The organism is Actinoplanes sp. CA-131856 (genome assembly GCF_050956135.1).
Taxonomy (GTDB): Bacteria; Actinomycetota; Actinomycetes; order Mycobacteriales; family Micromonosporaceae; genus Actinoplanes.
The window spans coordinates 9,396,828-9,417,742 of record NZ_CP191849.1; the positions used below are offsets into that span (position 1 = coordinate 9,396,828).

The 20,915-nt window shown below is 74.7% G+C and carries 14 protein-coding genes; 4 read left to right on the forward strand and 10 right to left on the reverse strand.

The window, feature by feature from the left end; genetic code table 11:
• Positions 1 to 157: 157 nt before the first annotated feature.
• Both ACQP2X_RS43085 and ACQP2X_RS43090 read left to right on the forward strand, forming a co-directional pair.
• Positions 158 to 1,918: a stealth conserved region 3 domain-containing protein gene (locus ACQP2X_RS43085; protein WP_498691820.1), complete on the forward strand. Its 1,761-nt coding sequence runs from the start codon at positions 158 to 160 to the stop codon at positions 1,916 to 1,918.
• Entirely contained in the window at positions 1,915 to 3,177 is a 1,263-nt protein-coding gene (locus ACQP2X_RS43090) for a nucleotide sugar dehydrogenase (protein WP_498691822.1), read from the forward strand. The genes ACQP2X_RS43085 and ACQP2X_RS43090 overlap by 4 nt, the downstream gene beginning before the upstream one ends.
• Before the next feature lie 716 nt (positions 3,178 to 3,893).
• Here ACQP2X_RS43090 and ACQP2X_RS43095 read toward each other — a convergent pair.
• The 3 genes from ACQP2X_RS43095 to ACQP2X_RS43105 are packed head-to-tail and all read right to left on the reverse strand — an operon-like array spanning position 3,894 to position 7,506.
• Positions 3,894 to 4,916 (reverse strand): glycosyltransferase family 2 protein, encoded by a 1,023-nt coding sequence (locus ACQP2X_RS43095; RefSeq protein WP_498691825.1) that lies wholly within the window; start codon positions 4,914 to 4,916, stop codon positions 3,894 to 3,896.
• Between the two features lie 38 nt (positions 4,917 to 4,954).
• Entirely contained in the window at positions 4,955 to 5,608 is a 654-nt protein-coding gene (locus ACQP2X_RS43100; RefSeq protein ID WP_498691826.1) for a hypothetical protein, read from the reverse strand.
• 2 nt (positions 5,609 to 5,610) lie between these two features.
• Positions 5,611 to 7,506, reverse strand: a complete 1,896-nt coding sequence (locus tag ACQP2X_RS43105; protein ID WP_498691828.1) for a glycosyl transferase — start codon at positions 7,504 to 7,506, stop codon at positions 5,611 to 5,613.
• A gap of 175 nt (positions 7,507 to 7,681) precedes the next feature.
• On the opposite strand from ACQP2X_RS43105, the gene ACQP2X_RS43110 reads away from it, so the two are divergent.
• Positions 7,682 to 8,167, forward strand: coding sequence for a CAP domain-containing protein (locus tag ACQP2X_RS43110; RefSeq protein WP_498691830.1), 486 nt, complete (start codon positions 7,682 to 7,684; stop codon positions 8,165 to 8,167).
• 11 nt (positions 8,168 to 8,178) lie between these two features.
• Here the strand turns inward: ACQP2X_RS43110 and ACQP2X_RS43115 are convergent, their stop codons facing one another.
• From ACQP2X_RS43115 to ACQP2X_RS43130, 4 genes are read right to left on the reverse strand one after another with little or no spacing between them, the layout of a single operon-like run.
• Positions 8,179 to 8,598, reverse strand: a complete 420-nt coding sequence (locus ACQP2X_RS43115; RefSeq protein WP_498691834.1) for a hypothetical protein — start codon at positions 8,596 to 8,598, stop codon at positions 8,179 to 8,181.
• 37 nt (positions 8,599 to 8,635) lie between these two features.
• Positions 8,636 to 10,186, reverse strand: a complete 1,551-nt coding sequence (locus tag ACQP2X_RS43120; RefSeq protein ID WP_498691837.1) for a hypothetical protein — start codon at positions 10,184 to 10,186, stop codon at positions 8,636 to 8,638.
• A gap of 30 nt (positions 10,187 to 10,216) precedes the next feature.
• On the reverse strand, positions 10,217 to 10,828 hold the full coding sequence (locus ACQP2X_RS43125; RefSeq protein ID WP_498691839.1) for a hypothetical protein: 612 nt from the start codon (positions 10,826 to 10,828) through the stop codon (positions 10,217 to 10,219).
• Positions 10,821 to 12,779, reverse strand: coding sequence for a glycosyltransferase (locus tag ACQP2X_RS43130; RefSeq protein WP_498691842.1), 1,959 nt, complete (start codon positions 12,777 to 12,779; stop codon positions 10,821 to 10,823). Before ACQP2X_RS43130 ends, ACQP2X_RS43125 begins: the two co-directional genes overlap by 8 nt.
• 68 nt (positions 12,780 to 12,847) lie before the next feature.
• Between ACQP2X_RS43130 and ACQP2X_RS43135 the strand changes: the two genes are divergently transcribed.
• A complete protein-coding gene (locus ACQP2X_RS43135) occupies positions 12,848 to 14,962 on the forward strand; it encodes a glycosyltransferase family 2 protein (protein ID WP_498691843.1) in 2,115 nt (704 codons plus the stop codon).
• A 167-nt stretch (positions 14,963 to 15,129) separates the two neighbouring features.
• On the opposite strand, the gene ACQP2X_RS43140 is transcribed toward ACQP2X_RS43135, so the two are convergent.
• The 3 genes from ACQP2X_RS43140 to ACQP2X_RS43150 all read right to left on the reverse strand — a co-directional run bounded on the left by ACQP2X_RS43140 (position 15,130) and on the right by ACQP2X_RS43150 (position 20,908).
• The gene (locus tag ACQP2X_RS43140; RefSeq protein ID WP_498691845.1) at positions 15,130 to 16,086 is read right to left on the reverse strand and encodes a class I SAM-dependent methyltransferase; all 957 of its coding nucleotides are present in this window, start codon (positions 16,084 to 16,086) and stop codon (positions 15,130 to 15,132) included.
• A gap of 96 nt (positions 16,087 to 16,182) precedes the next feature.
• Positions 16,183 to 18,603, reverse strand: a complete 2,421-nt coding sequence (locus ACQP2X_RS43145) for a glycosyltransferase (protein ID WP_498691847.1) — start codon at positions 18,601 to 18,603, stop codon at positions 16,183 to 16,185.
• Positions 18,604 to 18,643: 40 nt separating this feature from the next.
• Positions 18,644 to 20,908, reverse strand: coding sequence for a [protein-PII] uridylyltransferase (locus ACQP2X_RS43150; RefSeq protein WP_498691849.1), 2,265 nt, complete (start codon positions 20,906 to 20,908; stop codon positions 18,644 to 18,646).
• Positions 20,909 to 20,915 lie beyond the last annotated feature (7 nt).

Genomic DNA, 20,915 nt, shown 5'->3' on the forward strand with positions numbered 1-20,915 from the left:
CCCGCCGCATCAGCCGTATCCCTTAGGGGTCGGCCCCTGAAGATCGGCCACGTCACACCGGCAAATCGCGTATACCGGTGATATAGGGCGTCACTTACGGCGCAGGCGCCAGTTGAGGGTCACAGCAAGCGACTGACCCCGGCGGAAGGACGACGGCGTGCCCCTGCGGCGGATCCTCGGGCTGGCGCCCTGGCCTGTCCGGCGGCGCGTGATGCGCCAGGTGGAGCTCCGGCTGCTGCCCCGCGTTCCCGCCGATCGCCGGCTCCGGGCGGCGCGGCGGGTGGTTCCGCTGGGACCCCGGCGCCGGCTCCTGCCCACTCCGGCCGATACGCCCGCTCTGCGGGTCCGCACGGCCGCGGCGCGCCTCACGGCCCGTCGTTCCTCCTGGTCAGATCCGGCTTCCGTACGGCGTGAGAACCTCGACCGCGTCGTCGCGTCGCTGGCCACCGCCGGCATCGACTGGTTCCGCGTCCCCACCGATGCGCTGACCCGCACGGCCGTGGCCGTGCCCGAGGCCGACCGGGCCCGGGTCCTGGCCGTGCTCGAGGCCCTGACCGCGGCCGAGGTGGGCCGCCTCGAGGTGGTCGGCCGCCGCGCCACCACCCGGCTGCTGCGGGTCTGCTGGCCGGTCACCGATCCCGGCGGCCACCTGGTCCACGGCACCGAGTACGCCTGCGAGGTCGAGCTGTGGCGGGCCGCCGGCGGCCGCCTGACCGGCCCCCGCCCCAACCCGGTGGCCGACGCGATTTCGGCCGCCGAGCCGGTCACCCTCGCGCCCGAGCCGGTCTTCGGCTCGTTCGGCGTCCCCGGCCCGCTGCCGCGCTATCGCACCCGCGAGGTCTTCACCATGGTCAGCCCGGACCGGGTGGCCTTCCCGATCGACGCCGTCTACACCTGGGTCGACGGCGAGGACCCGGCCTGGTTCGAGCGCAAGGCGCGGGCGCTGCGCGACAACGGCTGGGTGGCCGCCTCGAGCGGGCAGACCGCCAACCCGTCGCGCTTCGTCTCCCGCGACGAACTGCGCTACTCGCTGCGCTCGCTGCACGCGTTCGCGCCCTGGATCCGGCACGTCTTCCTGGTCACCGACGACCAGGTGCCGGCCTGGCTCGACCTCGACCGGTCCGACCTGACAGTGGTGAGCCACCGGGAGATCTTCGGCGACACCGGCCGGCTGCCGACCTTCAACTCACAGGCGATCGAGTCACGGCTGCACCGGGTGCCGGGGCTGGCCGAGCACTTCCTCTACCTGAACGACGACGTCTTCCTGGGCCGGCCGGTGCCGCCCGAGATGTTCTTCACGCCGGGCGGGCTGACCCGCTTCTTCCCGTCCGGGGCCCGGGTCGACCCGGCACCACGGCGACCCGGCGACACCCCGGCCAACTCGGCCGGCAAGAACAACCGGGACCTGATCCGGGACACGTTCGGCCGGGTGCTGACCCGCAAGATGAAGCACACGCCGCACCCGTCGCGGCGCAGCGTGCTGGCCGAGATCGAGCTGCGCTTCGCCGACGAGGTCCGGGCCACCTCGGAGCACCAGTTCCGCCATCCGGAGGACATCGCGCTGCTCTCCTCGTTGCAGCAGTACTACGCCTATCTGACCGGGCGGGCCGCGCCCGGCGAGATCGAGTACATGTACACCGACCTGGCCGACCCGTCGACGCCGTTCCGGCTGGCCCGGCTGCTGCACAACCGCAACCTCGACGCGTTCTGCCTCAACGACACCGACTCGCCGGACGCGCTGGTGCCCGAGCAGGCGGCGCTGCTGGCCGAGTTCCTCCCGGCCTATCTGCCGTTCCCCTCGCGCTGGGAGCTCAGCACGCCCCGCGCGGGCACCATGTCGCCGTCCTCGACCCGCAAGCCGGTGATCGCCCGGCAGGCCACGAGGGCCACCCGCCTCGCCGAAAGGCCGCTGTCATGACCGTGGACGTAGTGATTCTGGGCCTGGGCTACGTGGGGCTGCCGCTGGCGCAGCAGGCGGCCCGCGAAGGGCTGACCGTGACCGGCTTCGACGTGCAGCCGCCGGTGGTGGCGTCGCTGGCCGCCGGCCGCTCGCACGTCGACGACCTGAGCGACGCCGACATCGCCGAGATGCTCGCGGCCGGGTTCCGGCCGACCACCGACGAGCGGGCCATCGCCGCCGCCGGGACGGCCGTCATCTGCGTGCCGACCCCGCTGGCCGAAGGTGACGGACCGGATCTGCGCGCGGTCATCGGCGCCACCGAGGCGATCGGCCGCAACCTGCGCCCCGGCATGCTGGTGGTGCTCGAGTCGACGACCTATCCGGGCACCACCGACGAGGTCGTCCGGCCGTTGCTGGAGAAGCTGTCCGGGCTGACCGCCGGCATCGACTTCCACGTGGCGTTCTCGCCCGAGCGGATCGATCCGGGCAACGAGCGGTTCGGCGCCCGCAACACCCCCAAGGTGGTAGGCGGCTACACGCCGGCCTGCACCGACCGGGCCGCCGCCTTCTACGGCCGTTTCGTCGACACCGTCGTCCGCACCCGCGGCACCCGCGAGGCCGAGACCGCCAAGCTGCTCGAGAACACGTACCGGCACGTGAACATCGCGCTGGTCAACGAGATGGCCCGGTTCTGCCACGAACTCGAGATCGACCTGTGGGACGTGATCCGGGCCGCCGCCACCAAGCCGTTCGGCTTCCAGGCGTTCTATCCCGGCCCCGGCGTGGGCGGGCACTGCATCCCGATCGACCCGAACTACTTGAGCCACAACGTCCGCACCCGGCTGGGCTATCCGTTCCGCTTCGTCGAGCTGGCCCAGGAGATCAACGCGACGATGCCCGGATACGTGGCCCGCCGCGCGCAGAATCTGCTGAACGCGGACGGCCAGGCCGTGCACGGCGCGACCGTCCTGCTGCTCGGGGTCACCTACAAGCCGAACATCGCCGACCAGCGCGAGTCGCCGGCCACCCCGCTGGCCCGTCAGCTGGCCGCGCTCGGCGCCACGGTGCTCTACCACGACCCGCACGTTCCCCAGTGGACGGTCGGCGACGTCGAGGTCTCCCGCACCGACGATCTGGAGGGCGCCACGGTCTCGGCCGATCTGGTGATCCTGGTGCAGAACCACCGCGAGTACGACGCCGACCGCCTGGCCGGACTGGCCAAGCGCTTCTTCGACACCCGCGGCGTCACCACCGACCGGCGGGCGCACCGCCTCTGACCGAACCGGGGTGGCGGCGCCCGATCCCGTTGGTGGATCATGCGCGCCATGCGCCACCTCGCCCTGCGTGTCTCGGTCGCCCTCACGATCGCCGCCCTGTTCGCCGCGGCCGCCGCCTGGCCCGCCTGGCACGCGTTCGCGGGCGATCTGCCGACCGACGAGCGGATGCACGCGCTGGCCGGGATGGTCGTGGAGGGCTCGGAGAAGGGCACCGACATCAGCCGGGTCGAGCACGTGGCCGGCTCGTCCTACGGCGACGACGTGGCGGACGGCTCGAACTGGCTGCTCGGCGTGGACTCGTACGGGCCCGGCTTCGCCGAGACCTCGTTCGGCGCCGCCAAGGCGGACCTGGCGGCGGCCGGGCAGCGTCTGGAGGCCGGCGGATGGCGCGTCGGCGAGGACGGCGACGGCAGGCTCACCGCGGCGAACGACGACTGGCGGCTGACGTTCCAGCCGGCCGACGGCGACGGATCGGACGCCGTGCTGAGGGTGCAACGGGGCGCGCCGGTCGCCACGCTGGCGCTGACCGCCCTGGCCTGGATCGCCGGAGCGGTGACCGGATGGCGGACGGCCGGGCGCTTCGACAACCCGATCGGCCTGGCCGCGCTCGTCTTCCTGGCCCTCAACACCCTCAGCGTCACCCTGAGCCTGATCGACGACGCGATCGCCGTCCGCGGCACCGGGCCGTTCGCCCTCCCGTGGGACTTCGCGTTCTTCTACGGAGCCCGGCCGTTCGTGCTGTTCGGGCTGGCGCTGGCCGCGCTCACCCTGGTCTTCGGGGGCCGGGCGCGGGCCGTCCACTCCTCCGGCACCGAGAGGCCGTCCGCGCGCTCCTGAACCAGATAGCGTGGGCGGCCGCGCACCTCCTCGTGGATGCGGGCCAGATATTCGCCGATCACGCCCAGGCCGAGCAGCACGAACGTGCCCATCACCAGCAGCAGCAGGATGACCGTGGGGAAGCCCTCGACCGAGCCGCCGCCGATCCAGCGGATCAGCGTCTGCGCGCCGAGCAGCACCGCGAACGCGGCGAAGGCCATGCCGACCAGGGTCACCAGGTGCAGCGGGGCCGAGCTGAACGAGGTGATCCCGTTGACGGCCAGGCGGAACAGCGACCGGAACGTCCAGCGCGAGCCGCCGCCCTCCCGGTGGTCGATGTCGACCTCGACGGTGCTGCGGCGAAAACCGATCCAGCTGCTGGTGCCGCGGAAGAACGACGAGTGCTCGGGCAGGCGCAGCAACGCGTCCAGGGCGGCCCGGCTGAGCAACCGGAAGTCGGTGGCGCCGACCAGGTCCACTTTGGTCATTTCGGTGAACGCCCGGTTGAACATCCGCCCGCCGACGCGGCCGATCAGGCCCTGACCGGTCCGGTTGCGCTTGACCGCCTCGACGACGTGCGCGCCGTCGCGCCAGCGCCGCACCATGTCCGGGATGGCCGTGGGCGGGTGCTGGAGGTCGGAGTCGATGACCACGACGGCGTCGCCGGTCGCGTGCTCGAGCCCGGCCAGCACGGCCGGCTCCTTGCCGAAGTTGCGGGAGAGCTGGACGCCGCGCACCCGCCGGTCGAGCAGTGACTGCCGCACGATCCGGTCCCAGGAGTCGTCGCCGGAGCCGTCGTCGACCAGCACGAGTTCGTAGCGCAGCCCGGCGCCGGTGAGTACCTCGGTGAGCCGGCGCACGAATCGCTCGACGCCCGGCCCCTCGTTGTAGACCGGCGCGACCACGGAGATGAGCGCGCTCATGCCCGGGCAAACGACGCGCCGGAGGAGAAGGTTGCGTTCTAGCGAAGAAGCTCGGCCAAGCTCGGCGGCTTGGCGCGATCGACGATGACGGTGCGGACGGTGTCGTGGTCGCGGTAGAGGCGGGACAGCCGTTCCGGGAGCACGTCCTCCCACGAACGGTCGGGGCGGTGCTTCTCCCAGGTCAGGCGGTCGGGCAGATATTCGAGCAGCACGCTGTGGTCGCCGTCGCCCGTGAACGACTGGCAGTCGGTCACCACCACCGGCCGGTGGTCCGGGCTGACCAGCAGGCGCTGGCGCAGGGTCAGCACCACGTCGCGGACGCCGGCCTCGTCCATGCCGATCACCACGTAGAGGTGGACCGGCGGCCGCGCGGTGGCGACGGGCGCGTAGCCCGGGCTCGCCGGTGGCCGGCCGCCGGCCCGGTTCCGCCCGCGCCACCGGCCCAGCATCGCCCGCCAGGAAACCGGTCCGAAGGCCAGGCGGTGGGCCCGCTTGCGGGCGCGGTCGCGTTCTTTGCGGTACGTCTCGGCCAGCCGCCGCTCCTCGACCAGCCGCGCCTCGAGCGAGCGCAGCCGCCCGGCCATCGCGGCCAGCTCCCACCGCGCCCGCTCGATCCCGTCCAGTGGCCGCCCCGACAGCGCGAGCGGGCTCTCCGGCAAGCCATGCCGTCGTTCCAGGGCGATCTCCCGCACGCCTAGCCCCTCACCCGGGCCCGCAGCCCGCTCAACCAGGTCGCGGCCGCCGCCGCGCCGTTGCCGAACGCCAGCTCGGCGCAGCGCTGCCGCAGCGCGGCCCGCACCGCCGGCCGCACCACCGCGTCCAGCACCTGCTCCAGCTCGTCCGATCCGGGATCCTCGACGGTGAGCGCCACCCCGGCCGCGTCGGCGAACCGGGCCCGCCCGTGGTCGTACCGGCCCGGCACGAAGACCGTGGGAATCCCGTAGGCCAGCCGTTCGTGGAACGCGTCGTAGCCGGCCCCGCTCACCGTCAGGTCGAACGCCCGCAGGCAGCGCCCGGGCGGCTCGTCCGTCACCACCCGGAAGCCGTGCCGCCCCAGGTGCTCCGCGATCCCCGCCGGCGTGCCGGGGGCCAGCAGCGCCAGCGGCCCGTCGCCGAGCCCGAGCTCCTCCCGGGCCGCCCCCGGCTCCAGCAGCTCGGCCGGGTCGAGGTGGAGGACCGGGTCGACGCGGTGGGCGCGGTCCTCGTCGGTCACCGCGAGCGCGGCGAACTCACCAGGCTCCAGCACGTGGACACCGTCCCAGTCGAGCCCGGGGTGGCGTGGGCGCAGGGCCCGGCGCACCCACACCCAGACGATGTCGGGCCGCTCCCGCGCGGCCTCGACGATGCCCTCGTGCGGCGCGCCGTCGACCGCCACGACCTCGGGCGCGTGCAGCTCGACGAGATGGGCGAGGCGGTCGTGCAGCAGCCGGTTCCAGCGCGCCTCGGAGGCGCCCAGGGCCTCCCGTGACGGCAGGTGCTCGGTGAGGAAGCCCTCGGCGTGGGCGAGGGCGGCGCCGTCCTGGGTGGCGATGACCGCGGCCAGGTCGCTGGGCAGGCGCCGGGCGATCGCCGTGCTCACCTTCGCCCCGTCGCCGACCATCAGCATCCGCCGGGGCGGGGCGACCACCACCGGGCGCGGCTCGCGCCGGGGGCCGGGCACGTTGAGCCGGGGCCGGATGCCGTAACGGGCGAGCCGGGCCAGATGCGAGCGATGGCCGTAGTGCCGCTCGGCGAACTCGCGGGCCCGGCCGACCACCGTGCGATAGCGGCCGGGGTCGGCGTAGACCTCACGGACCAGGGCGGCGACCCGGTCGGGCGACGAGTAGAGGGCGGCCCCGCCGAGGAACGGGCGCAGGTGCTCCCCCACGATCACCGGCACCCCGGCCGCCATCGACTCGAGGGCCGAGCGCGAGAAGGTCTGCTGGAAGTCGACCAGGAAGTCGAGGGTGCGCAGGAACTCGCCGGGCATCTCGGCCCCGAACGGGACCATCTCCCAGTGCGGGAAGGGCGAGGTGTCGCCGAACCACCGGACCCGCAGGTCGCCCAGGTCGATCGGGAACGGCCCGCGCAGGCCGACCACGGGCTCGTCGGCGACGAAGCCGTCGCGGTCGCGCCACCAGTGCGCGACGTCGATGATCTCGTGCCAGTCGGCGGTGGCGGTCCGCACGCCGGGCGCGACCCGCAGCAGCTGTTCGCGGGCCAGCGGGCTGGTCGGCGCCCAGGCCGCCTCCTCGCCGAACCAGCGACGGGCCTGGTCGTAGACGCCGGGCTCGACGGGCGGCCGGCCGACCACGAGGACCGTCCGCTCGGCGCGCACCGACAGGGCGGCCGGCCGGGTCCAGGGGCGCCGGACCACCAGGAGCCGCGCCGCGACCGGCTGGTCCTCGCGGGCCAGCGTGGCCGCCCCGCCGCGGATGAGGTCGCTGATCCGGGGCCGGAAGCCGAACCCGTCCGAGGCGGGTGCGAGCGCCGGCACGTGAATCAGCACGGTGCTCAGCGCCGCCTCGGCCTGGGCGTGCACCTCGGCCGCGATGGCCGCCGACGCCCCGCCGGGCTGCCGGAAGTCGGCCAGGACGGCCACGTCGTGCACTGTCACAGGCTACTTAACGATCTTGGGGGGAGGCCGTGACGCCGGGCGAACCGTCCGGCAACCGAAGAGCGCCGGTACCGCACCCCTCCAACGGTAATCATCACTGGAATCGGGCCGAACTAGGTCGGTGAACGCGGCGGTAGCAACCGCAGCGGCCACTACCGAAAGGCAGTCGATGCGCTCCTCGATCACCAAGCGTCTGGCCCTGATCGCCATGATCCCCGCCACCCTGTTTGCGATCGTTCTGCTCGCGTCGCCCGCCAACGCCGCCGCCGTCAGCACCACGCAGCTGGCCGCCGACATCGTCACCCTGACCAACCAGCAGCGCGCCGCGCACGGCTGCAAGGCCCTGAAGGTCGACGCCCGCCTGACCAAGGCGGCCGCCGGGCACAGCGCCTACATGGCCCGCGGTGGCGCGTTCAGCCACACCGGCGCCGGCCGCTCGAGCTTCGTCACCCGCGTCAAGGCCGCCGCCTACCCGCGCCCGCTGAGCGAGAACATCGCCTACGGCTACCGCACCGGCGCCGACGTCGTGAAGGGCTGGATGGCCAGCCCGGGTCACCGCGCCAACATCCTCAACTGCAAGGCCAGCACGGTCGGCGTCGCCGCCGCCTACGCCGCCAACGGCAACCCGTACTACACCCAGAACTTCGGTTACTGAAGTTACTGAAGTTACTGACCGATCGTCTCGAGGGCCTCACCGTCACCGGTGGGGCCCTTCGGCGTTCCCGGTCCGAAAGGCGTGAGCGCCTCGATCCGGCGCTGCTGGGCGGCCAGCGCGTCGGAGATCTCACGGTGCCGGTCACCCGAGTGCAGCAGCAGCTCCTCGATGGCGCCGAGCACCCGCCGCTGGGTCTGGTCGAGCACCGCCCGCGTCTCCGCCTGCGCCTTGCGGTGGGCCCGCTGAAGCGTGGCCAGGCGCCGGATCACCAGCAGCAGACCGCCGATCAGCACGGCGAAGAACAGACCGAGGACGGTCAGGGCGACGCCGACGTATCCGGTCAGCGCGGCCGCGGCGACCGCGGCGCAGAGCACGGAGGCCCCGGCGAGCAACCCCGCCTGGCGTCTCGTCAGATTGCGCAGCCGTCGCATCGGTCTCCCCTCGTCCCTTCGTCAACGCGGGCGCCGTTCAGCGGGTTACGCAGAACGGCACCCCGGCCCGCCGCTCGGTGGCCACGTCCAGAGCGCCGTCGAAGCGGCGCAGCGACTCGGGATAGAGGGCCGCGAACTCCTGCCGCAGCGCGCACCGCCGCTGGCCCCCGGCCGGGGTGCGGTCGAAGTCGGCCATCTCCACGGCGATCCGGTTGTAGAGCCGGGCCTGTTCGCTTCCCATGAAGGTGTCCCGCTGCCGCTTGTTGGCCGCCGCCGACACGGCCGTCGCCCCAGCCAGCAGCACGACCGCGGCCACCAGCACCCATGGCCGGCGGCGGGCCGCCAGCAGGACGGCCGCCACCACGATCAGGCCGCCGGCCGTTGTGGTGACGGCCGAGTCGCGCCAGCCGAGGCCCCACAGGGTCATCTTCTGCACGTCGGCGTTGAGCGCGCCCATGCCGGCCGCGAGCAGCACAGCGGTCGCGGCCACGACCGCGAGCGCCGCCGCGGGCCGCCGGTCCACTGCGGACAGACGCGGCAGGTCACGGATCGCGTGCCAGGTCACCGGGATCAGCACGAGCACGGCGGCGACCAGGACGATGCCGACCAGCCAGGCACCGCGCGTGGCGGCCTGCCACTGCAGCGGCGGCAGCCACGCGATCGCCCGTACCGGAAGGGCTTCCCAGGTCTCCGGTCCGAATTGGACGTCGGAACCGCGATAGCAGGGTCCGGTCGCGCAATAGCGGTGGATGACCACCCGTACGGCCAGGAAGACCGGAAGAAAACCGACCCAGAGCAAGCCGGTGGCCCGGGCCGGGGCCGAGGTGAGCATCTGGCGCGGACCCTGGCCGAGCACCAGATGGCCCCGGGCCAGGACGGCCACGGTGGCCAGCGGCGGCGCCAGATAGGCGATCTCGTTGAACGCGGCCAGCGCGGCCCCGCCGATCACCAGCAGCGGCGCCCACCAGAGCCGGAACCGCGCCAGCCGGCACAGGGCGGCCGCCACGCCCAGCATCAGCGCCGCCGACGCGAGATAGAGCCCGCCGAACAGCACGATCGGACTCGATCCGCCGGCCGCCACGAAGCCCGCGGCCACCGCGAACGGCACCACCGGCGCGGCCACCGACGGCGGCTGCCCGAACAGCCGTCCCCGCGCCACCACGCTCTCCACCAGCATCAGCGCCACCACGCACAACAGCAGCGCCGACAGGAACGAGACGAGCCGGAAGGCCACGTTCGCCGGCAGGCCGGCCACGTCACCGAGGGTGTACGCGGCCAGGTCGAGCGCCTTCTCCAGCATGCGGCCGAAGAGCCGGAAGTTGCCCAGCCGCAGATATCCGGGCAGCGAGTCGACCGTGTGCGGCACGATCCGCAGCGGATCGTCGCGGAACAGCCCGCCGTGCCAGTAGATGTTGAACCGGTGGTCGCGGCTCGGCGCGAGCGCCACCAGCGGGGCCAGCACCGGCAGCGGCACCAGCACGGCCCGCAGCAGGGCCCGCCGCCAGAGCGCGCCGACCGGCGGCCCCTCGACGACGAAGCGCATGCCTACGCGAGGGGCGGGCGGGGCATCGACCGTGGGGGCGCTCATGCCATCGCCAACGAGCGGACGGGCCCCGGATTACGCGGCGGCCCCGAGCAGGCGCGCCAACGTCGGTGGATCCCTGGGATCGATCACCACCGCGCCGGCCGCCCGGTGATCGCGGCAGAGCTGCGAGATCCGGCCCGCCAGCAGCGCCTCCCACCCCTCACCGGTGTCGTGCCGCGACCAGGTCTGCGGATCGGGCAGATATTCCAGCACCACGCCCGGCGCCCGCAGGCCGTTCAGCGCCGGCTGGTCGGTCACCACGACCGGCAGGTGATCGGCGTCGACCACGATCCGCTGCCGCAGCGCCCGCACCAGCGCGTGCGAGTCGGCCCGGGACAGCCCGATCGCGACGTAGACCCGGGCCGGCACCGGCGGCGCCACCGGCGCCGGGGACGCGGGCTTCGGCGCGGGACCGTGACGCAGCCGCCACACGGCCCGGCGGGCGATCAGCGGGCCGAAGCGCACCGGGTCGCGGGCCAGATCGACCAGGGCACGGCCGAGCAGATAGGAACGGCTGCGGCGCAGGGCCAGCACGAGGTCGCGCTGGCGGTCGCGCTCGCGGAGGGCGGCGTCGCGCTCGTCCTCGACCCAGCGCAGCCGCCCGGTCAACGTGGCCACCTCCCAGCGAGCCAGCAGCTCATCCAACGTGTGCCCCCACCGCGGTGTGCCGGGCGACCCACGCGGCGGCGTCGCCCGCGCCGTCGCCCAGGGAGATCTCGGCGCAGCGCCGGGTCAGCGCCTCGCGCGCGTCACGGACGGCCAGCCGCTCGAGCGCCTCGGCCGCCTCGTCGTCGGTGGTCGCGCAGACCGCCACGCCGGCCGCGGCGGCGAAGCGGGCCCGCGCCAGCTCGTCGTCGGCGGCGTTCGGATCGGGCACGAAGACGGTCGGGACGCCCGCGCCGAGCAGCTCGTGGAAACTGGTGTAGTCGGCGCGCGAGACGGCCAGCGCCACCTCGTTCAGCTCGGCCGAGCCGGCCCGCACCGTCCGGAACCCGGGCAGGCTCGCCTCGACGCCGCGGCAGAGCAGCGTGCGGTCCCGGGTGCGGCGCCGGGGCCGGGGTGGCGTGTCGAGGATCGGGTCCACTGTGCTCACTCCGGACCGGGCGGTGGTGGTCCAGCCCTCGTCACCGGCCGCGGCGAACTCGCCGGGCTCGAGGATGCCGGCGAACAGCGCGCCCCGGGCGGCCCATTCGCCGCCGGTGCCGCGCCGCCACATCGCCGGGCGCAGCCACAGCCACCGGGGGCCGGGGCAGTCGGCGATCGCGGCGGCGATGCCGTCGTGCGGCGCCCCGCCGACGAGCACGGCGCGCGGGCCGTAGAGCTCGACGAGGTGGCGCAGACGGTCGCGGACGAAGCCGGTCCAGCGCCGGTCGGAGACGCCGAGCTCGGCCGCGTCCGGCAGATGTTCGGTCAGCAGGCCGGCCGCGTGCGCCTCGGGCAGGCCGGTCGATCCGGCCACCACGACGGGTTCCAGCCCTTCGGGCAGGCGCCGGGCGATGGCCCGGAACCGCCCGATGTCGTCGGCCACGAACAGGACCCGCCGGGCCGGACGGGCCAGGCTCACCTCGGCCCGGCCGGGCCGGCGCACTCCGGGCATGACGCCCAGCGAGGCGAGCCGGGCGATGTGCGACGCGCTGCCGAACTGCTCGGTGACGAAGGCGCGGGCCCGCCGGACCACGGCGTCGTAGGCGGGGCGGTCGGCGTGCAGGCGGCGGACCAGATCCCGTACGCCGGAAGCCTCGGTGTAAAGCGCGGCCTCACCGAAGACGGCCCGGAAACGCGGCCCCACGATGACCGGCACTCCGCTCGCCATGGCCTCGAGGATCGTGCGGCCGAACGCCTCGACCAGATCCGGGTCGTGGAAGTGGACGAAGAAGTCGAGCGTGGCCAGGAAGTCGCGGGGGGACTCGGCGCCGAAGTCGAGCAGCTCCCAGTTGCCGGGCCGGTGGCCGAGCCGCTCGACGGCGATGTCACCGCCGCCGAGGACGCGCACCCGCACGTCCGGCGCGTCCGGATAGGCCTGGAGGAGCTCCTCCGGATCGCGCGGCCACGTCGCCGGATCGGGCCGTCCGTGCCGTCCGATCACCGGCACCGGGCCGCGCCGGCGCTCGGCCTGCCAGTCGGCGACGTCGATGATCTCGTGCCAGTCGGTGCCGGTCAGCGCCGCCCGCGGCCCGACGCCGTCCCGGACCCGGGCGCTGATCGGCGCCCACACCACGTCTTTGCCGAAGTAGCGCTCGACGCGCTCACGGACCTCGTCGAAGTCGTCCGGCGCCTGGTCGATGACGACGATGGTGTGACCGGCCCGGATCCGCGGCGGGGCGGCCAGGTCGTGGGTGAAGATCCGGGGCTGCCGGATCAGCAGCACCTTCGCCTCGATCTCGGCGCCGTCGTCGTGGGCCAGGTCGGCCAGGCCGTCGCGCAGGCAGGCGACCACGCGCGACTGGAACGGGCGGCCGTGCCGCGGATGCGGCGACGGCACGTGGATCAGGACGGTCCGCAGACCGGCCGCGGCCTGGGCCCGGACCTCGGCCACGATGCTCGCCGAGTTGCCGCCCGGACAGCGCAGGTCGGACAGGATGGCGACGTCGTACACGGCTGGGTCAACGAGGAGCGACTAAGGTGCGATACGGACAATTCGCCCCATGAGGAGGACGCCCGACCATGCACCCCCTCGCCGTCGCGGCCCTCCAGGCCCGATCCGTCGCCGCCCGGGAACCGCTCGCCCGCGCCGGCCTCACCGGGGAGCTGGCCCGGGTCATCGCCCTGCAGAACCTGCGCCCGGACGACCTCGCCACGGCGCTGGCCCTGTTCGAGGAGCTGCGCGGCCGCGGCGACGTCCCGCCGGAGCTTCAGGGGCTGCACTGCCAGGTGGCGTACGCCTCGGGCGCGCACGCCCGGGCCGGCTCGCTGCTGGCGTCCTATTCGGACGTCGACCCCCTCGTCCGGCTGAGCCTGGGCCTCGATCTCGGCAACCCGTACGCCGGCGGCAGCGACCCCTGGGACTTCGGCCAGGTGATGCCGTCGGTGTCGGTGGCCGACGGCGCCGGGTCGCCGTTCGACCGGCTCTCCGCCCGCCCGGCCCAGCGCGCCGGCCATCCCCGGCGGATCACCTCGATCGTCACCACCCACCGGCCCGACCAGCGGCTGCTCACGGCGGTGCGCTCGCTGGCCGCCCAGACCTGGACCAACCAGGAGATCCTCGTGGTCGACGACGGCTCGCCGGCCGCGTACGACGCGGTGCTGCGGCGGGCGGCCGCCCTCGACCCGCGGGTGCGGCTGATCCGGATGGTGGCCACCGGCGGCGCCTTCGTGGCCCGCAACGCCGGGCTGGACGCCGCCACCGGCGACTTCGTGACCTTCCAGGACCCGGCCGGGTGGTCCCCTCCGGCCCGGCTCGAGCGGCAGGTCGCGCCGCTGCTGGCCGACGGGTCGCTCGCGATGGCGATCCCGGCCGGCGTCCGGGTCACGCCGGAGCTGGTCGTCACCCGGCCCGGCGTGGCCGACTTCCGGTCGGCCGACCTGTCGTCGCTGATGGTCCGGCGCGGCGCCGGCTACTTCGACCCGATCCGGTACGGCGCCGAACAGGAATACGTGGCCCGGGCCCGCTCGGTCCGCCACCTCGCCGAGGCGCTGACCCTCAGCCGGTCCGGCGACGACGAGCACGTCGGCTGGATCGACCCGGCCCGCCGGTCGTACCGGTCCGCCTTCGAGACGGCGCACGCTCAGCGGAGCACCGGCTGGCCGGCGCCGCGGCGGCTGCGGGGCGAGACCGGGGCCCAGGCGTACGACGTCGTGCTGGCCGGCGACTGGACGACCGCCGGAGGCGCCGGCGCGGCCGGGGCCGGGCAGCTGCGCGCGCTGGCCGCCCGTGGTCTGCGCGCCGCCCTGCTCCAGCTCGACGTGCTGGCCCATCTGCGCGAGGGACCGCGGAACCTCGACCCGGCGGTGCAGCGCCTGATCAACGCGCGCGAGCTGACCCAGGTCGAGATCACCGACGACGTCCGGGCCCGGCTCGTGGTGGCCCGCACGGCCCGCGTGCTCGAGCACGCGCCCGACCTGGCCAGCGGCGTACGGGCCCAGCGGGTGGTGATCGAGGACGCGGCGGTCTCCGAACCAGCCGCGGCGGCGGCCCTGCGGTTGTTCGGGCGGCGGCCGCTGTGGGCGCCGGCCGGGCCGGACGGGCGACGGCGCCTGGCCGCCGACGCGGCCTCCCTCGACCTGCCCGGCACCCTGGACGCCCACCAGTGGCGCCTGGACCGGCGCGGGCCACGGGCCGACCGCCCGGTGGTCGGCCGCTGCTGCCGCGGCGGACGGGCCGAGTGGCATCGCCTGCGCGAGGAGCTGCCGGACACGGTCCGGATGGACGTGCGGCTGCTCGACGCGACCGGCACCGCCGGCCGCTCGTTCGGCCGGTTCGGGCCGCCGCGCAGCTGGCTCGTCTACTCCCCGGCCGACGTCAGCCCGCGCTCGTTTCTCTACCAGATCGACTTCTACCTGCACCTGCCGCCGGACGACGTGCCGGCCGACCCCGAGCCGGACGTGCTGGCCGCGCTGGCCGCCGGGTGCGTGGCCGTGCTGCCCTACCGCTACGCCGAGGCCTTCGGCGACGCGGCCGTCTACTGCGCCGCCGACGAGCTGCTCGACACCGTGCGCATGCTGCACGGCAACCGCCGGGCCCTGCGCGACCAGGGCCGGCGGGGCGCCGATTTCGTCCGCCGCCACCACGCCCACGAGCTCTACGCCGACCGCGTCGCCGTGCTGGCAACGCAGCCGTGACGGTTTGGCACCCGCCGAACCGTCAAGCCGCCGTTCTCCCCGCCGATTCATAGGGGCACAAGAGCAGAAGCTCGGAGCGGCCCCCGCCGCCCCGCGCGGGCGGCGTTCCCCCGACGTCAACCGCGACCGCGACCCCCGCCGTCCCCCTCGGCGGGGGTCGCGCCGTCTTATCCGGCCGTGACCGTCGACTGTGGATCGGCCAGGGCCACCCAGCGGCCCGGCAGCGGGCGCTGGGCGGTCAGGCCGAATCCGCCCTGTCGCGGCACCGGCGACTCGTCGACCACCACCGCGGCCCCGGCCGCGAGCCGCCGGCCCAGCACGTGCAGGGCCGGGGTCAGCGCGTTGGACGGCGTGGGGGCGATCGAGCCGTCCACCACCAGCAGGTCGATGTCGCGCAGGCCGTCGAGCGCGTCGACGTCGTACCAGTCGACGGTGCCCGCCTCGACCGACAGCTCGGCCACCCCGGCGTGCCGCACCTCGACCGCGGTCAGCGCGTGCTCGGCCAGCAGGGCCCGGGTGCGACCGGCCCGGCCCCGGTCGTGGTCGACCACGACCAGCCGGCCGCCGCGGGCCTCGACCGTGTAGCCGAGCCAGATCGTCGACGGCCCGCTGCCCAGCGCCACCGTCGTCCCCGGCCGCCGGTCGCGGGCGATGTGCACCAGCCCCAGCAGGTCGGACGGCGTGAGGGTCACCCCGGCCGGCATCGGCGCCCGCGGGGTGACCCACTGGAAGAGCTGCACCAGGGCCTCGATCTCACGGTTCTGCTCCCGCAGCAGCAGCTCGGCGCCCCGGCCGGTCAGGCGCTCGGCCCGGGCCAGCGACTCGGCGAGCTCCTGGTGCCGGTCGCCGGCGGCCAGCCGCTCCTTCTCGATCGCGGCGATCACCCGTCGCTGCAACTGGTCGACCACGGCCCGGAGGTCCCGGACGGCGGCCTGGGTCGAGCGGTTGACCCGGCCGATCCGCCGGGACAGGTGGATGACGCCGGCCAGCACGGCCGCCAGCAGCAGCGCCAGCAGACAGGTGGCCACCGCGGCCTGCCCGAAGGCGGCGGCCACGGCCACGCCGGCCGAGCCGGCCAGCACGACGGCGACACCGGCCCACTGGCGCCGGGATAGGCTGGTCAACCGGTTCGCGTACCGCCGGGCCCGGCGCCGGAGCCTGCGCCTGATGATCTCCTTGGTCGCCCACACATCGGGGTAACGCGGGCATCGGCCGGGTCGTTACGCGACCGCCAGCGGCAGCGCCTGCCGGACCCAGCCGGCGAACGCCGCCGGATCGTTCGCCTCGGTGGCGACCGCGCGGGCGCGCCGGCTCTGCTCGGCGAACAGGGCCGGATCGGCCCGGTAGCGCGCGATCAGCGGCTCGACCTCGGACCGGGCGCAATAGACGGCCGCGTCGCCGTAGAGCGGGGCGTACCTCTCCGGCATGACCACCACGCAGCCGGTCTGCGCCGCCTCCATCGCCGGGCGCGAATACCACTCGGCCGACTCGCGCGGCGGGAAGTGCAGATAGAAGTCGAGCTGATGCAGGAACGGGCGCGGCCCCAGGTCGGCCGGTTGATAGCCGAGCCAGGTCGGCGCGAGCGCGACCGAGATCTCACCGGCGGGCCGGTCGGGCAGCCGGATCCGGACGTCGGCCGTGGGGAGCCGGCCGAAGACGGCCAGGCTCTCGGCGGCGGCGGGGGGCCAGCAGGCGGTGTCGCACAGGTCGGTGCCGACGATGGCCGGCCCGGGTGCGGCCGTGGTCCGGTCGGCCACCCATCCCGCCGGGGCGAGAGCGAGGGGCAGATTCAAGGGCGTGGTTTCCGTACGCAGAAGGGCCCGCACCCCGTCGTCCTGCGGAACCCACAGCGGGTCCGGCCCGAAGAGACGCCGGGCCGCGGCCGTGCACATGGCCGGGTCGTACCGCTGATCCGATCCGTCGGCCCGGGCCGGGGCCCGATCGGCCACCACCACGGTCCGGCCGGCGCGGATCCCGCTGGTGAGACCGCCGGCGAACTGGAGGACGGCGGCCTGGCGCACGATCAGCAGGGCGGTCTCGGCGCTCTCGTCCGGCGCGAGCCAGTCGACCACGCCGTCGTTGACCAGGTCCTGCACCGGCGCGCAGGCCGGCATCCGGCGCTGGTAGACCGCGCGCAGCGAGTCGATCTGCACGAGAGCCACGCGCAGGCCGCCGGTGGTGAGGGCGCGCATCTCGTCCAGGGCCGTGCGCTGGGTGCTCTCCAGGAAACGCCAGTCGGCCACCATCACCACGTCGTAGCGGCGGTCGCGCACCGTGCCGAGCAGGTGGTCCGGGGCCGGGAAGGGGCGGTCGGAGCCGTCGGCCGGGCGGAAGGCGCTGGCCCGGCGGGTCGCGATGAGCTGGTGGTGGCGCTGATAGGCCGACATGTACGCGGTGCGGGCCGGGTGCATCCACTGTGCACGGATCTCGGAGCGCGACAGCGAGCCGTCCGACAGCCGGATCAGGGCCAGCGGTTTGGCGTCGACGTGGCGTACCCGCCCGGCGCCGAAGGCGGCCTGGATGCGCCCGATGTACTCGGAGTCGGCGGCCTTGCGGAGCCGGTCGAAGTAGCCGACCGTGCGCAGCACCGTGCCGCGCCGGATGAGCAGCGAGGACGGGTTGAACCGGCCGCTGCGCACCCCGGGGCGGGTGCACAGCAGTTGGTCGGTGGCCGAGAGCCCGTCCGAGGTGGTGGCGACCAGCCGCCGGTCGTCGATGAGCGGACGCACCTGGAGCTCGAGGCGGCGCGGGTGGGACCAGTCGTCGGAGTCCTGGAAGGTGGCGAACTCGCCGCCGGCCGCGTCCAGCCCGGCGTTGCGGGCCGCGTACGTGCCCGAGTTGACCGGCATCTTCAGCAGCCGTACCCGGTCGCCGAGCTTCACTGCTTCGTCCAGGATGGAGTCGAACTCCGGCGGCGAGGCGTCGTCGACCAGGATCACCTCGGTGTTGGCCCAGCTCTGGGCCAGGATCGAACGGACCGCGGTGATCAGGCCCCGGTCCGGGCGATAGGAGGTGAGCACCACCGAGACCCGGTGCGGCCCCTCGATCTTCTCGGCCGGAGCCGGCATCAGGCGGTCGAACGGGGCTGCCGTTCCGTCGCCGATGGTGAAAGCCGGCAACGGCAGCAGCGACCCGAACGCGGTGAGCCACGGCTCGGCCGCCCGCTCGGCCACGAACGGGTTGAGCAGATCGGCCACGAGGCTCTTGCGGGCCGGCTCGCCGATCTTCCGGTAGCGGCGCAGCAGTTTCCGGGCCCGCTCGGGTCCTTCGTGGGCGAGCGACAGCTGAGCGTGCAGCAGCTGGTGGGCCGGTGACAGCGCCCGGGCTCCCAGCGCCCGCCGGGCCAGCTCGAAGACGGCCAGGGCGTCCTCGGCCCCCGCATCCAGCACCAGGCTCTGCGCGACTGCGGAGACCAATGACGAATCGATTTTGCGGCGACGCCGGCGCAGCCATCGCCGGTCGCCCCGCCGCGCGGCCTCGACCAGCTCGTCGAGGGTCCCGTGCGGGCCGAGCGCGGCCCGGGTGAGCAGCACCCGCGCGTCGAGGGAGCGGTTGCGGACGGCCGTGGCGGTCAACGCGAGGCGCAGTCGGTGACCGATCGCCCGCACATGATCATCGAGCAGGCCGGATGGCTGGTGCATGCCGGGACCAACGCCACGGCGCGACGCCGGTGACGGGCTCTCAGACGGCCGCCAGCACCGCCGCGCCCACCCGATCGCGCTCGGCCTCGTCGGCCCACGAGCCGACCAGGTAGAACGCGTCCACGACATCGCCGCCCAGCGTGGAGATGCGCGCCGCGCGCACGTCCGCGCCCGCCTCGTCGAGGGCGGTCGCCACCCGGAACAGCAGCCCGGCCGAGTCGGCCGCCCGCAGCTCGAGGATGGCCGCGTCGGTGGCCGCGCCGCGCTGCCACACCACCCGCGGCGAGGCCGTGCCGCCACGCGCGCTCATCGCCCGGGCCCGCACCCGCTGGGTCACCGAGACGTCACCGGCCGCCACCCGGCGCAGATCGGCGGCGAGGGCCACCGGGTCGTACGGGCTTCCGTAGCGCGGCTGGGTCAGGAACTCGACGATCGCCCGGCCGTCCACCGTCACGGTGTTCGCGCCCACCACGTCCAGCCGGTGCATGGCCAGGCAGGCCGCCACCTGGCCGAGCAGGCCCCGGCGGTCGGCCGCGGCCACCGCGATCCGGTCGCCGTCGAGGTGCACGGCCGGCAGCCCGCCCTCCAGCAGCTCGGGGTCGGGCGCCGGCGGCTCGGGCAGCTCACCGGTGTCGAGCCGGGTGTGCACGCGGCTCACCAGCTCGGCCATGAGCCGGCCCTTCCAGTCCGACCAGGCCGCCGGCCCGGTGGCCCGCGAGTCGGCCCGGGCCAGCGCGTGGAGCAGGTCCAGGGTGCCGGCGTCACCGACCGCCTCGGCCACCGACGAGATGGTCTTGGGGTCGCTCAGGTCGCGCCGGGTGGCCACGTCGGGCAGCAGCAGATGCAGCCGGACCAGCTTCTCGATGGTGGCCACGTCGGCCGGGGGCAGGCCGATGTGGGTGGCGATGCCGGCCGCGATCGGCGCTCCGACAAGACTGTGGTCGCCGGGCAGGCCCTTGCCGACGTCGTGCAGGAAGGCGCCGATCAGCAGCAGGTCGGGGCGCTCGACCTCACGGGCGTAGGCGGTCGCCTCGTAGGCGGCCTGCACGAGGTGCCGGTCGAGCGTGTAGCGGTGGATCGGGTGGTGCTGGGGCAGACTGCGCAGGCGGGCCCACTCGGGCAGCCACGCGTCGGTCAGCCCGTAGCGGTCGCAGGCCTCCCACGTCGGCAGCAGGCCGGGACCGGAGCCGAGCAGCGAGACCAGGGCGGCCCGGGCCGACGGGGGCCACGGGTTCGGCAGCGGCGGGCAGAACGCGGCCAGCCATTCGCTGGTGGCCCGGGCGATCGGCAGGCCCACGGTGGCGGCCGCGGCGGCCACCCGCAGGGAGAGGCTGGGGTCGGGCACCGGCCCGATGGCGGTGCGGGCGAGCACCAGCTCGCCGTCCTGCTCGACGACGTCGCGGGCGACCGGGCGGCGGGTGGAGGCCCCGGCCGGCTGGCCCCGCCGGCGTCCGCGCAGCCGGTCGGCCGCGCGCCAGGCGTCGTCCAGGGCGTGCGCGATGGTGCGGGCGTCGCCCGCGACCCGGCGCAGCAGCGCGTCGCCGTCGTCGAGGTCGAGCAGTTCGGCCACCGCGGCCCGCTCCTGGGCGACCAGCCGGTCGACCCGGCGGCCCACGGCCAGGTGCAGGGCGTCGCGGGTGTCGAGGATCCGCAGGTGGGCGGCCCGGACCGCCGGGCGCATGGTGTCGGCCACCCCGGCCCGGCCGATGGCCCGCAGGATGGTCACGTCGCGCAGCCCGCCGGCCGCCTCCTTGAGGTCACCCTCGAGCAGGAAGGCCAGCTCGCCGTGGCTCGCCCAGCGGGCGGTGGTCAGCTCCTTGAGCTGGGGCAGCAGCCGCACGGCGGTGCGCCGCCACTGATCCGAGGAGGCCGCGATCAGTTCGGCGCTCAGGCTCGCGTCGCCGGCGACGTGCCGGGCGTCGAGCAGACCGAGGGAGACCTTGACGTCGTCGTGCGCGACCGACAGCGCCTCCGGCAGCGTGCGCACGGAGTGGTCGAGGCCGAGCCGGGCGTCCCAGATCGGATACCAGAGCGAGGCGGCGATCCGGTCGATGCCGGCCGCGCCGTTGTGCAGCAGCACGAGGTCGAGATCGCTGTACGGCGCGCAGTCGCGCCGGCCCAGCCCGCCCACGGCGACGAGGCTCACGCCGGGCAGGTGGGCGGGGAACATGCCGGTCAGCCAAGCGTCGAGCGCCGCGGCCCGTTCGTCACGGGCGGCGGCGCCGATGTGCTCGCGAAGCTTGGCCGGCGAGCCGCCGGCGGGCACCGAGGGTGGCGCCGGCGGCTCGCTGGTCATGCGTGTCATCTAATTC